13 protein-coding genes and 1 pseudogene are annotated in these 13,083 nt (G+C 70.6%); 12 read left to right on the plus strand and 2 right to left on the minus strand.

The features are described from left to right. The first annotated feature begins 140 nt into the window (after positions 1-140). From LFM09_RS46990 to LFM09_RS47000, 3 genes are all read left to right on the plus strand, one after another. Complete coding sequence (locus LFM09_RS46990) at positions 141-530, plus strand: hypothetical protein (RefSeq protein ID WP_414103197.1); 390 nt, start codon at positions 141-143, stop codon at positions 528-530. Between the two features lie 51 nt (positions 531-581). Beyond that, complete coding sequence (locus LFM09_RS46995; RefSeq protein WP_414103157.1) at positions 582-998, plus strand: hypothetical protein; 417 nt, start codon at positions 582-584, stop codon at positions 996-998. Between the two features lie 221 nt (positions 999-1,219). Beyond that, positions 1,220-4,351: a BTAD domain-containing putative transcriptional regulator gene (locus tag LFM09_RS47000; RefSeq protein WP_414103158.1), complete on the plus strand. Its 3,132-nt coding sequence runs from the start codon at positions 1,220-1,222 to the stop codon at positions 4,349-4,351. A 32-nt stretch (positions 4,352-4,383) separates the two neighbouring features. Here LFM09_RS47000 and LFM09_RS47005 read toward each other — a convergent pair whose 3' ends face one another. Beyond that, complete coding sequence (locus tag LFM09_RS47005) at positions 4,384-4,887, minus strand: winged helix-turn-helix transcriptional regulator (protein WP_414103159.1); 504 nt, start codon at positions 4,885-4,887, stop codon at positions 4,384-4,386. A gap of 854 nt (positions 4,888-5,741) precedes the next feature. On the opposite strand from LFM09_RS47005, the gene LFM09_RS47010 reads away from it, so the two are divergent. The 9 genes from LFM09_RS47010 (at position 5,742) to LFM09_RS47050 (ending at position 12,088) form a co-directional block, all read left to right on the plus strand. Further along, positions 5,742-5,882: a hypothetical protein gene (locus LFM09_RS47010; protein WP_170067831.1), complete on the plus strand. Its 141-nt coding sequence runs from the start codon at positions 5,742-5,744 to the stop codon at positions 5,880-5,882. 37 nt (positions 5,883-5,919) lie between these two features. Further along, positions 5,920-7,155, plus strand: a complete 1,236-nt coding sequence (locus tag LFM09_RS47015) for an AAA family ATPase (RefSeq protein ID WP_414103160.1) — start codon at positions 5,920-5,922, stop codon at positions 7,153-7,155. Positions 7,156-7,211: 56 nt separating this feature from the next. Next, the gene (locus LFM09_RS47020) at positions 7,212-9,014 is read left to right on the plus strand and encodes a hypothetical protein (RefSeq protein WP_414103161.1); all 1,803 of its coding nucleotides are present in this window, start codon (positions 7,212-7,214) and stop codon (positions 9,012-9,014) included. Positions 9,015-9,095: 81 nt separating this feature from the next. After that, complete coding sequence (locus LFM09_RS47025) at positions 9,096-9,326, plus strand: hypothetical protein (RefSeq protein ID WP_414103162.1); 231 nt, start codon at positions 9,096-9,098, stop codon at positions 9,324-9,326. Between the two features lie 90 nt (positions 9,327-9,416). Then, positions 9,417-9,944: a hypothetical protein gene (locus LFM09_RS47030; protein WP_414103163.1), complete on the plus strand. Its 528-nt coding sequence runs from the start codon at positions 9,417-9,419 to the stop codon at positions 9,942-9,944. Further along, a complete protein-coding gene (locus LFM09_RS47035; protein ID WP_414103164.1) occupies positions 9,941-10,285 on the plus strand; it encodes a hypothetical protein in 345 nt (114 codons plus the stop codon). Before LFM09_RS47030 ends, LFM09_RS47035 begins: the two co-directional genes overlap by 4 nt. A gap of 67 nt (positions 10,286-10,352) precedes the next feature. Then, positions 10,353-11,177, plus strand: a complete 825-nt coding sequence (locus LFM09_RS47040; protein ID WP_414103165.1) for a hypothetical protein — start codon at positions 10,353-10,355, stop codon at positions 11,175-11,177. Between the two features lie 195 nt (positions 11,178-11,372). Beyond that, positions 11,373-11,603 (plus strand): hypothetical protein, encoded by a 231-nt coding sequence (locus tag LFM09_RS47045; RefSeq protein ID WP_414103166.1) that lies wholly within the window; start codon positions 11,373-11,375, stop codon positions 11,601-11,603. Between the two features lie 275 nt (positions 11,604-11,878). After that, positions 11,879-12,088, plus strand: a complete 210-nt coding sequence (locus tag LFM09_RS47050) for a hypothetical protein (RefSeq protein ID WP_414103167.1) — start codon at positions 11,879-11,881, stop codon at positions 12,086-12,088. A gap of 645 nt (positions 12,089-12,733) precedes the next feature. Here LFM09_RS47050 and LFM09_RS47055 read toward each other — a convergent pair. After that, positions 12,734-13,083: pseudogene (locus tag LFM09_RS47055) on the minus strand (MarR family transcriptional regulator); the annotation flags it as partial.

The following is a 13,083-nucleotide window of genomic DNA, read 5'->3' on the forward strand; positions in this document are numbered from 1 at the left end:
GGCATTCAGAACATCCCGTCCTGAACATCAACAAGCTTATGGAGCCAGACATGACCCGGCGAGGCCGCCATGCCCGGCGCAGCTGGTCGTCGACCTGGTGGCGCACACGCCTGCGGTGGTGGCGAGCCGACGAGGGCCGAGTGACCGCGTTCGTCCTGGTGCTGACCGTCGGCATCCTGGCCTTGGCCGGCCTGACCCTCGACGGTGGTCTCGCGCTGGCCGCCAAAGTGCGGGCCAACGGCCAGGCCGAGGCCGCCGCCCGCGCCGGTGCTCAGGCCATCGACCTCACGGCCTACCGCGGCAACGGCACTGTGCAACTCGTGCCCGCTCAAGCGGTTGCCAACGCCCAGGCGCACCTGGCCGCCGAGGGCGCGACCGGCACGGTGACCGTCTCCGGCGACACCGTCACGGTCACCGTGACCGCCTCGCAAACCACTCAACTGCTTGGGCTGGTCGGCATCGGTTCGCTCCACGTGCACGGGCAGGGCAGCGCACACCCGCAGCGTGGGGTGACCGCGATCGACCCATGACCACACCGTCGTCCGTCGTGAATACGGCATCGCAGAGAAGGGGAAATCAGCATGGCAACGCCCGAGGAGATCCGCCAGCGGGTCGAGGAGGCCGACACCGCTCGCAGCGCCCGGCGGGCTGCTGCGGCGCAGCAGGTCGGCGAGCTTGCTCAACGCCGGGCTGCGATCGTCGCTCAGCTCGCCGAGGTGGAGCGTGAGCTCGGCGAGGTGGTCGCCGATGCCCAGGACGTCATCGACGTCGACGAGCTGGCGGCGTTCACCGACCTCAAGCCTTCCGACCTCACCGGGTGGCTCGCCGGGCACAAGCCCAGCCGCGGCAAGCGAAGGAAAGCCGCGGCCGGCGCGCCGGGTGATACGCGCTCCATCTCCGGACCGAGGACATCGGCACCCGAGAGGACCCACTCCCGCGAGGGCTCGACCGCAGCCGGGACGGACAAGCCCGAGCCGCTCGTCGCCCAGGCGAGTTGACCGTGTCCGCGGTCGCGTCGCCCGCGGGGGTCGCCCACAGCTCGGACTCATCACTGCCGTGTGACCGGGCGGCGGGCGAACACGACCCGTTCTGCTGAGGAAACGAGCACGTCATGGCCACATCACCGCATGGCTTCTCGTGCAAGCCGCGTCAGCCGCCGCGTACGCGAGGCCGATTGCGGCAGGGCGCCGGGCGGGTGCTCGGATTCATCGTGAGGCTGGTGCGCGGACTGCTGGCGGCTGCCGTCCTGGTCGCGTTGCTGGCCGGGTTGCCGTGGGCGTTGACGCACTTCGTCGGCTGGCCCTTGCCGGACCACCTGCCCTCCTGGGCGGAAGTCCAGGGTCTCCTGCTCGGCCCGATGACCACCACGTTCCTGCTGGACTTCCTCGCCTGCACGACCTGGCTCGTGTGGACCTTCTTCACCCTCGACGTTGCCCGCTGCGCAGTCGAGGTCGCCCGCGACGCGCGGATGCCCGACCTGTCGGCGGCCGGACCGGTGCATCGGATCGCGGCGGTGCTCGTCGGCGCCGTCCTGATCTCCATCCTCGGTCAACGCGCCGGTCTGCCGGCTATGAGCCCATTCGCGGCGGGCGGTGCCGCGGCTGAAGCGGTGGCGACGGCTCCCGCATGGAACATTCCCGCCGAACCAGCAGGGTTCGCAGGGGTGCGTTCGGCAGCCCACAGCACGCCGTATCACCACGAGGCGACCGGAGCGATCGAGCAGCCCAGCCGCGCGAAGTCCGCCGTGGTGCTTCCGTACAACCCTGACACCGGCGTGTACGACTCGCTGTGGCGGATGTCCGAACGCACCCTCGGCGACGGCAACCGTTGGCCGGAGATCTACGCGCTCAACAAAGGCAAACCCCAACCGAATGGCGGCACCTTCACTCGACCCAGCCTGATCTTCCCTGGCGAGGAGATGGCCCTGCCCGATGACGCCACCGTCAGCTCCCCACCAGCCACCGCCCCGGTGCCACCGTCGGAAACGCCGCCCCCTGCACCCGAGCCGCCGCCCAGCAGCACGACGACACCAGCCCCCTCCACAACCCAACCACCCGCCACCACCGAAGCCCCACCGACCACTCAGGCTCCACCGGCGACCCAAGCGCCGCCGAGCACAGACGCGGTGGGCGAGCCGGGGATCGACTGGGGCGAGGAACTGTTCGTCGGCCTCGGCCTGGCCGCAGCGGTCAGCGCTGCCCTGGTCGCGGCCCGGCGGCGGAATCGACGCCGGTACCAGCCAGGCAGCGGCGACCGCAGCGACCTGCCCGTCACCCCTGTCGTCTACCAGCTGCGGCTGGCGCACCTGCGCGCCGACCACGACCACGACCACGACCACACCAGCATCTCCGACGACGAGGTGGATCTCGACTGGCCTAGCCAGCGCCCACCACGCGAACCGGCACCGCCGCTGGTACTCGGCACCCTGGCCAGCGCCGCCGACGTCCCCGACGACCAAGCACCGGTCCTGCCGGTCGGTGTCCGGGACGGCCGCGAGATCGCGGTGGACCTGGCCGCGGCGCACGGCCTGGGCCTGCTCGGCGCGGGCGCCCCCGCCGCGGTCCGTGCGCTGCTCGTGGCCATCCTGAGCACGGCCTTCACCACCACGCACAGGCCGGTCACCGTGTCGGCGATGGTCATTGTGCCGGCCGACGACCTCGCGGCTCTGTTCGGCAAGCGCGTGGCGCAAGGACCGCTTCCAGCGGGTGTGCGGGTGGCAGCCGATCTCGACGCCGCGCTGGACATACTGGAATCCGAGACCCTGGTGCGCATCGGTCAGCTCCCGCCCACCGGCAAGCCTTGGGGGCCCGTTGTCCTGGCGGCCCGCGCACCCGGTCGCCAGGCCCGCAGGCTGCAGGCGGTGTTGGACAACGGCTCGACAGTCGGCCTGACCGGGCTACTGCTGGGCCAGTGGAGCAGCGGTGTGACCGCCTACGTCCGCGACGACGGCACCGTCTCCACCACCAGCCCCGGCCTCGGCGAACCGCTGCGCGGCGCGCGCGTGTTCCGACTGGGGGACGACCACCTCGCCGACCTGCTGGACCTGCTGCGTCATGCCGGCCCCGGCGCCGAGCCCGAACTCACCGAGAACGCAGTCGACGAACCGCGTCCGGTTGTCGTGCCGCGTCCTCACGTCCTCGTGGAAGATCCCGTTCCCTTCACCGTCGGGCCCCCGGACACCGTGGTGGACCACGGCGCGAGCACCGAGGCTCGCGGACCCGCGGTCAGCGAGAACTCGCGTGCCGAGAGCACCATTCAGGCGCCGGTCGCCGACAGAGACCTGGAGCTGTTGGCAGCCCCCAGCGATGACGGCCGGCGAAGCGACGGTGAGCTGGAGATCCTTCGGCCGGAGCCCGCCCCGGCGACGTCACCCGGCCTTCGGCTGCGCCCCGTCCAGGCCGTTCACCCCGACGCCGACCAAACCGCCCAGAATGCCGATGAAAGCCACCGGCACGGCTGGCCGGCGGGGAACGCACCACAAGGCCCCACCGAGCCGCGCGAGGCATCGTCCGCGCCGCTGCGCATCAGCGTGCTCGGGCCGCCGCGGGTGTGGTGGCGTCCCGCGCCAGCACCACCCGACGGCGAGGCTGGCGAGGCCGCCGAGATCGCCGAACGCGAGATCACCTCGGCGTTCCAGCCACGCCTGCGCGAACTGCTGGTGTTCCTGGCGCTGCACCCCGACGGCGCCAGCCGCGAGGCGCTCATCGCTGCCCTGTGGGCCACGAGCCCGCCGGAGAGGACTACCAACGCGATGAACACCTCGCTCTCGCGTCTGCGCCGCGCCCTGGCCGCCGCAACCGGCAACGTGTTGTCGGACCTCGTGGTGGTCGGTGAGGGCCGCTACCAGCTGGACCCCGAACTGGTGGAGGTCGACTATCACCACTTCGCCGCTGCCGTGGCCGCACGCCGCTCCGCCGTCACCGACGCCGATCGGGTCGAGGCGTACCGGCGGATCGTCGACAGCTACACCGGCCCTTTGGCTGACGGGCTGAGCACCGACTGGATCGAGACCGCCCGCGAGGCCATCCGCCGCGACGCGATCGACGCCGTCGCCGCCTTGGCCCGCGCTCTGGTCGAGGACGACCCGCAGCAGACTCTGGACCTGCTCGAGATCGCGCGCGCGTTCGACCCGCATAACGAGCTGATCTACCGCGACATCATGCGCCTGCAGGAACGCCTCGGACAGCTCGACGCCATCCCGCGCACCCTGACCTTGCTGACCACACGGCTCGCCGAGGTCGACGATCGGCCCACGCACCAGGCTGTCGACCTCGCCGACCGGCTACGTCGCCGCCACGACGCCCCCGGCGAGCCGGGGCGAGCCGACCGTGGGCGCAGCCGAGCCGGATGAACCCCGCAGGCGCCCTCGTGCGCGGCGTCGGATCACCCGACGCCGCCACCGGCACGAGGGCGACGTCCGGCGGAGTGGAACCGGCTGTCACCGGCTGGGGAGTCGAGATCCACGACATCATCGAGAATGGCCGCCTCCCCACCACTGCGACGGCTGTGCGCTTGCGCCTGAGAGAGCAATTCCGGATGGGCACGAGTCCACTCGATCAGAGGCTCTGCCAGCGTCAACACCTCGGCGACCGCCGCAGTCAACGAGTACGCGACTCCCGGCGGAAAAGACTTATCGCAACTCTCGCGAATGATGAGACCCTGTTCGCGCATCTTTTTCAATGTGCGCGCCAGAATGCTATCGTGCAGTACAGCGTGTTTGTCTGTCCAGTTCTCGTCGATGGAATACGAGTTGACCGTGGAGAGAATCTCTACCCGGCGCAGCGGGCCGTCCCGGAGTGCGACCAGGATGGCGGGTACCCACTTGTCCCCGAAAAGGTTCTTCAGGTCATACAGTCCACGAAGGACCCTGTCGTCTCGCTCCGTCACCGCGCCTCCCCGTGTGCACTGACCGGGCCCCCACTGCGCGCCCGCTCGTCACGTCCTGCGGCAGGCCCTTCCCCGAGCCTGCCGTCGAGGCGATCATGCCTGCTCAGCGCGACCGCTCCGCCACCCATCGCCTCCCCTGGCGACGGGTGTCGAGCCTCCCACGCTACGCCAAACGGTCGAAGTCGCCCACCGTATTCCTACTCAGCCCCACTCCGATGAGATGTCACCCTGTGTAGCCGATATGGGGATCGACAGCGCGTACGGTCACTTCCGTTGGGGGTTCATACGGGGGATCACATTGGGGATCAGGTTGGGGATCCTGTTAGAGCGCCACCCCCTCCGGCTAGCAAAGACGCCGGTCAGAGGGGCTGTAGGGGGATCCGCCGGTATCCCAGACTCGCTTGGCCACAAGCCGGTGAACACATCGGGGCGGACTGGTGGCGGACTGCCTGCCCTGTCGGACCGGTCGTCGCCCCTGTCTCGTGACTGCGTTCTTTCTGTTCTAATTCCTCCCCTTCTAGCGTTCTCCAAACTCCGCTCTTTTTATTCCTCCTGCGCCGCCGGCTTTCGTTTGCCCGCCCGCCTCTCGCTGCCTACCATGCTCTTTGACCTGCGGAAATGCGATGGCATTTCCGCCGGAAATGTGCGGGCGCGGCGCTGGTCCAATTCCGGAATGGTGACGGCGACGGCCGATCGAAAAGAGTCTTGAAAATGAGCTGCCAAACCTATTGCACGACGCGCGGCGCAGAGTCATAATTGAATTGTCGCCAGGGGAACCGGAAACAACACCGAATACCACGCCCGGCGCGAGCCATGTCGAAAACGGGGAGCCAATTATGTGTTACGCCGACACCGTGACGAATGACGACGGAACCGCCACCGCGTTTTGCTACTGCGGATGGTCGGCGGACCACGCCACCCCGGAAGCGGCGGACACCGACGCCGAACGGCACCAGACCGCCGCCGACGCCGCTGAGTCCGCGCTCGCCGCCTGATCCGCCGCCCCCGCACACCCGAAAGGAACGCCCCGCGATGACCACGCCCACCCCGCCCGCCGCACCGCCCGCCCCGGCACCGACCACCACGCCGACCGCCCCGGCGGGCGCGCCGAAACGGCTCGGCAACGGTGAACTGCGCGCGATGGTCGCCAAAGTTCTCACGGACAACGCGGGCACGGAACTCACGCCGCGCAACATCGCGCACACCTTGAACCGGTCATCCGGGGCGGTCGGCAACGCGTGCAAGGTGCTCGCGGACCGGGGGGAGGCTGAGGTCGCTTCCACGTCCCCGCTGGCCTACCGGGCGACCGCGACCACGGCGTCCGCCGCCGCGCCCACGATCACGCCCGCCCCACCGCGCCCGCCCCGCCCGAAGACCCCGAAACCGACCACCAACGCACCGACCACCGCGCCCGCCCCGGCGGGTGTGGGCGGGTCCGCCGCCGGGTCGGCGGGCGTGGTCACCGGTCCGGTGAAACGCCCCAACGGGATGGACTACCACCCCCGGTTGTTGTCCGGGATGCCGGACGTGACCGCGCTGCGGCGGTTGCGTGACGCCGGGGTCGCCGCCCTGATGTACGGACCGCCCGGCACGGGCAAGACGTCGGTGGTGGAGGCGGCGTTCCTGGACTGCATCACGGTTCAGGGCGACGGGGACACTGTGGTCGCCGACTTCGTGGGCGACTACACCAAGACCCCGGACGGCGAGTTCGTGTTCGTCCACGGTCCACTGGTCCGCGCGATGCGTGACGGGGTGCCGCTGTTCATCGACGACGCGACGCTGATCCCGCCGACCGTGCTCGCCGTGGTCTACCCCGCGATGGACGGACGCCGCCAGATCGTGATCAAGGCCAACGGCGGCGAGGTCGTGGACGCCGCGCCAGGGTTCTACGTGGTCGCTGGACACAACCCCGGCGTGCACGGGGCGGTGCTCACCGACGCCCTCGCGTCCCGGTTCTCCGTGCAGGTTCAGGTGTCCAGCGACTACGACCTCGCCGACCAGTTGGGCGTGGACAAGAAGGCGGTGCGCGTGGCGCGCAACCTCGCCACCCGGCAGGAACGGGGCGAGGTCGGGTGGGCACCCCAACTGCGCGAGTTGTTGGCGTTCAAGAAGATCGCCGCCGTGTTGGGCGTGGACGCCGCCGCCGGGAACCTCGTGGGCATCGCGCCGGAAGAGGACCGCGCCACCGTCGCTGCCGTGGTGCGCGACGCGTTTGGGCGCACTGTCACCCCACTCGCCCTCGGTGCCCGCATCACCACCAAACCCTGACCCCGCAACCCGCCCGCCCGGCGAACCGCGCGACCGTCGCGAAAGGACCCGTAACCGTGAGCACCCACTTCACCGCCGACCCGACCGCCACCGGTGCCGCCGTGTTCCCCGCCCGCCCGGAATGGCTGACCCTGTCCGCCGCCTTCGCCGACGAGGTCCCGATCATCGCCGACCGCGACGACCTCCTGGTCACCGTCGCACCCGGCGCGGGCGGGGGTGCCCCGGCGTGTTTCTACCCCGCCCGCGCGCTGATCGAGGTCGACGGCGACCACCTCGGGGTGGACCCCGCCACCGTGGACCCCGCGAACCTGTCCGACCGCCCCCGCTACGCCCCGGCGTGGGGTGCCCTGACCCACGAATGCGGGCACGCCAAACACACCGCCTGGCAACCCCCGGACGACGCCCCACTCGGCGTGGTCGCCGCCGCCATGCTGCTGGAAGAGCCGCGCATGGAAGCCGCACAGGTCCGCCGCCGCCCCGACGACCGGCACTGGTTGCGGGCGTGCGTGCGCGGCATCGTCGCCGCCGACCTGCACCTCTACACCGACCCCGCCACCGCCCCACAGATGACACCCGCGCACGCCGCGCACACCGCCGCGCTGTTGCTGGGACGCGCGGACGGCGGGGTGCTCACCCGCACCGAGGTCGCCCCCGTCGCCCGTGTCATCGAGGGCGTGCTCGGGGCCGAGCTGCTGGACAAGTTGCGGGCGGTGTGGCGCAAGGCGTTGCGCACCGCCGACGACGACGGCGAGACCATGCTCGACCTCGGGCGGCAATGGTGCGAGATCCTCGGCACCGACCCGGACACCGACCCCAACACCCCCGCCGACCCGGACCCCGGCGCGGCACGCGACCCGTCCGGCACCCCCGCCCCGTCCGGCGGCACCCCCGGCACCGGTAGCGGCAACGCCGCCGCCGACCCGTCGCCGTTGGCGGACGCGATCGCCGCCGTGCTGAACGGGGTGGCGGCGAAGGTGGCGCGGGAGAAAGCACCCGAGGACCCCGCCGCCGTCGCCGCCGCCGAGAAGGCGAAAGCCGACGCCGCAGAGAAGGAGGCGCAGAAGGCGGCGCGGCGGGTGTTCGCCGCTGGTGGTCCCCGGACCGGGACCACCCGGCTGGCGGGCACCCGTCCGCCCACCCCGGAGGAGCGCACCGCCGCGCGGGTGTTGGCGCGGGCGTTGGACACCGCCGGGGTGCGGGAACGGGTCGCGGTGAAGTCCACCTCGGAGGTGCCGCCGGGGCGGTTGCGGATGCGCGGTGTGCGTGCCGCCGAAGCCCAACGTGCCGCCGGGGCGGTGGTGACGGCCGAACCGTTCACCCGCACCACCCGGACCCCGGTCACCGTCCCGCCGTTGCGGGTCGGGGTGGCGTGCGACGTGTCCGGGTCGATGCGGTGGGCGTGTACGCACGTGGCCTCGGCGGCGTGGATTCTGGCCAACGCCGCCCGCCACACCAGGGTGCCCACCGAGACCGCGAGCGTGATCTTCGGGCACCACGTGCGCCCGTTGACCCGCCCCGGCAAGCTGCCCGCCGAGGTCACCGAGTTCGAGTCCAACGACAACTGGGAGGACATCCCGGTCGCGCTGGACGCCCTCGACGGTGCCCTCGGGTTGTCCCGCCCCAGCGCGGCGCGGCTGTTGGTCATCGTGTCTGACGGTGACTACCGCTTCCAGCCCCGCATCGACGGGCAGCGCAAACTCGACCGGTTGCGCGCGTCCGGGTGCGCCGTGCTGTGGCTGACCACTGGCACCCACGACACCCCGCTCGCCGGGTCCACCGTGCACGTACTGAGCGACCCCGCCACCACCGCCCGCGCCATCGGGCACGCCGCCACCGCCGCCCTGCGCGCCACGCACTGACCGCCAGCCCGGTCCGGGGCGGGCACACCGCTCCGGACCCACCAGGAGGTGTTCACCATGTACGACTGCCCCATTACGACCGTGGGTGAATTGCGCGAGGCGCTCGAACCCTACGACCCAACCGCCCCGCTACGGCTCGCCACACAACCCGGCTACTCGCTCGCACACGCCCTCACCTGTGTCGTGAGCACCATGCAGGACACCGACGACGGTGCCCCGCCCACCAACGCATATGTCGTGTGGCTCGGCGCAGGGGAACAGGTCGGTTACCTCCCGAAGGTCGCGGTCAGCGCGCTGGGGTGGTCGGCATGACCACCACCTCCCACCGTGCTCGCGGAGCTGCCCTCGGCCGGGCGAGGCCGCGGCGCGAGGCGCCGGCCAAAGGCCGGTGAAGCTGAGGTCATGTCGACCAAGACCGACTTCTACCTCGGACGCGGCCATGACGCCGAGTGGCTCGGCTCACTGCAATGGGAGTGCGAACCGGAGAACCTCCTGCGCGTCCCGCCCGGACGCCTCGCGCTGACCGCGACCGACGAGCCCACCTACCGCGCGGCCGTCGCCGACCTGTTCATCGTGTGGGAGACCGAGGAACTCGGCACGGCCTACCCCCGCCGCACCGGGTGGCCGTGGCCGTGGGCGACCAGCCACGTGAGCAGTTGGATCGTCGCCTTCGACCCCGCCGCTCCCGGCGTGTTCCTCACGGTCGGCGGCGGAGTGCGCTGGGAACCACTCGACCCACGCAACCCCCGCGAACCCACCGAGGACATCGGACCCCCGGACATCAAGGCGTGGCTGCGTGCACCTGCCGACCCGCCTTCGGTCCCGCTTCCGCTCATGCGCGACCCCGCCACCGGACTACCTACCGCCGCCGGACAGTGCCTCGCCAACCCGCACGACACCCAACACGACACCGAAGGAGAAGGCCGATGACCGCATCCAACCCGCCCGAGGTCGACATCGTCGCGCGCAGCTTCACCGAGAACGGCTGCACGGTGACCTCGATCATCTACGACCCCGCCGACGCGCAACAGATCTTGTACGGCACCGTCACCCGTGACGGCGTACTCGTCGGCAGCTACTACTGCGCCGACCGCATCCGCCAGCGGGACTGGCGGATCGTCACCGCCGACGGTCACGACCTCGCCGTCGACGGCACTCCCATCCGCCCGCTGGACGAAGGCTCCGCCGTCATCGTGCTGACCACCATCCTGACCGCGCCCAAGCACGAGATCGACCAGCGCCTTCGGGACGCGACTCGGCCACCCCAGTGACCTCGAACGACCAGGCCATGTCTCGCGGACACCACTCACCCGCAACCTGCCGCCCTGGAGGACAGTTGTGACCACGCACCACGGCGCGACGACGCCAACAAGTCCCGGCACTCTGCCACCCGAGACCGTGTTGCTCGCCCCCACCGTTCCGCCCGCCGTGCCGATGCGCCCGCCCGCCGGGGCGTGGGGGCTCGTGGTGGTCGCCGTGCGGACCACCGACGCCGCAGCCCCAGTCCGCTTCACCGGGGACGCTCCCGCTCCCGACCCCGCGCACACCGACACCGCTGCGCTGCTCGCCGGGGTGTGGCTACCCGAGCCGCCGCCCGCCACCCTGCACGCCGGGGACGTCGTGGTGCGCCTGTACACCTCGACCACCGACCCTGCCCTGACCGATGTCGAGGTCCTCGCCGCGATGCAGGGCGAGTGGCGCACCGTGGGCACCTGGGAGGCGGTGGACGCGCGCTGGCCGCACGAGGTCGCCATGACGGTGCTCGTGCACATGCGCTACCTCGCCGACGCCGCGTCTCAGGACGCGCAGTGGGCGACGCTGACTGGGCCGATCGCCGCCGCCATGCCCGACTGGCTCTCGCGCGGACTCGGTCTCGCCGGCGAGACCGCGGTCTCGGCGCCTCGCCGCGCACCCGACGGCCTCGCCGAGCTGCTCGAGGCCGGACTGCTCGCCGAGGGCGAGCAGGTCGTACTCGACGGGCGCACCGCCACTGTCCGGGCAGGTGGGGTTCTCCACCACGGACCGGACGAGTTCGCCGTATCGACCGTCAACACGCTCGCCACCCAACTCTGCGACTTCACCGCCAACGGCTGGCACCTGTGGCGACGCGCTCACGACGACCGCCTGCTGGCCGACCTGCGCACCGAACTCGCCCGTCGCTGAACCGACCACGCGAAAAGGACTCCGAGATGACCACCTCGATGACCGAACGGGACGAGACCACCGGCACCAGCCCGCACCGTTACCACCACACCCGCACCGCGAGGACTGCCCCTTCATCACCAGCCGGGGCGCGCAGGAGTGCGACGAGGACTGCTACTTCGCACACCCCGCCGACGCCGAACGCGAACCCTGCCGATGATCCCCACGACCGCCGACTTCTACGACGAAACCGGACGCCGTGCCCGCTGGCTCGGAGCCCTCCACGGCAACGCCGACCCCGAAATCTTGCGGGGCCTCGACTCCGGCCGACTCATGCTGGATGCCACGGACCCGATGACGTTCGCCGACGCCGTACTCGCCCTGCTCGACGTGTTCACCGAACAGGGCCTCGGACAAAGCCACCATGCCCGCGACGGCTGGCCGTGACCCTGGCCGGACAGCCGCAGCACCGACTGGATCTACCTCTTCGACCGAGGTCGCGCGCGGGTGATCACCGGACGCATCTGGAGCTACGCGATGCCGCGAGTTGACCATCCGCCACAACGACCCGCTGCGACCGAGCACACCCAGCCCGGACCCAACGAGGACCAGACCGAAAGGCACGACAGCACATGCCCGACCTCCTAGACCTCTCGGCACCCCGGCCACACTGCCCGGATTGCGAAGTCGCCATCGGCCAGCCACACGTCGAGGGCTGCGACGTGGCCAGGTGCCTGTACACCGGCCTTCAACGCCTGAGCTGCAAGGGCAAACACAACTGCGGCAAGGACACCTGGTCCGGCCGCTGGCCCGGCGACACCGACTGCGAACGCCTCGGCTGGATGATCGGCCCCGGCCTACCCGACCTCAACCGGCTTCTCACCGAGGCGACGTGGAACCCCACCACCCAACAGTGGGACGCCCCTTCCTAGCCGATCCGAACCACCCGCCAAGCCCAACGGGGCGGCTACCGCACGCCCCACCCACCAGCGACCCCTACGGGTCGCTGGTCGGCCTTCACAGCCAACACAGACCAACGCTGCCGCGCCACATCGACCCCGCCACAATCACGAGTCGGTAGCCGTCCTGGCCGCCCCTTGTTGAAGGCCCTCGGCCCCAAGGAGCACCGGAGGAATAGGGGCCAGGCTCGCCGGCCGAGGTCCAGTTCCCTTGAAAGGCTACCGAAACGCGTGCTCAGGTTGAACATCCGCGTGGTGCCCCTCGAGGGGCTCCATACTCGCTGCGGCACGAACCGGGCGAAGTTCTCGGCAGTAGTAGGGCGCACCTGTTGCCTGATAGCCGCCGAACGATCACTCCATGCGACAGGGCATCGGCTACTTCGGCGTCATCGACTGCCAAGCAGGCCAACGATCTACATCATCACGACAGCCACGACAGCCACGACAGCCACGACAGGACCCAGATAGGGTCCGCCCGGCGGTAGGTCCTGCACACCGTAGGCGACGTACAACCCCGGAAACCCTTACACAGGAACGTGAAGCCCCGGACGCCGTCGTGCCCCCAACGATGAACCGTTGGAGGCACGTGACGACATGACCGTCCGGCAACGGGGACGGCTACTCCGTAGTCGTGGCAGTCGTCGCGGCACATGAGTACTTCTTCGGCTTGTCACTGGTTCGAACGGCGTAGCCGCTCTCGACCAACTTCTCCAGCGCGTTGTGTACCGCACCAGAGGATCGGTTCAACGCCTTGCCGATCGCGTTCGGACTGAACTCACCCGCGTTGTCCTCCAGGTAGTCCTCGACCATGCCGCGCAACGCCCCCGGTGCCAACCGCTGAGGCTTCTCCGACTGCTTCCCCGGATCGACGTCGGTCGGCTGGTCGTCGGTCGGCTGGTCGTCCGTGGGCTGGTCGTCCGTGGGCTGGTCGTCCGTGGGCTGGTCGTCCGTGGGCTGGTCGTCCGTGG

Source organism: Lentzea alba, assembly GCF_047445655.1.
Classification (GTDB): domain Bacteria; phylum Actinomycetota; class Actinomycetes; order Mycobacteriales; family Pseudonocardiaceae; genus Lentzea; species Lentzea alba_A.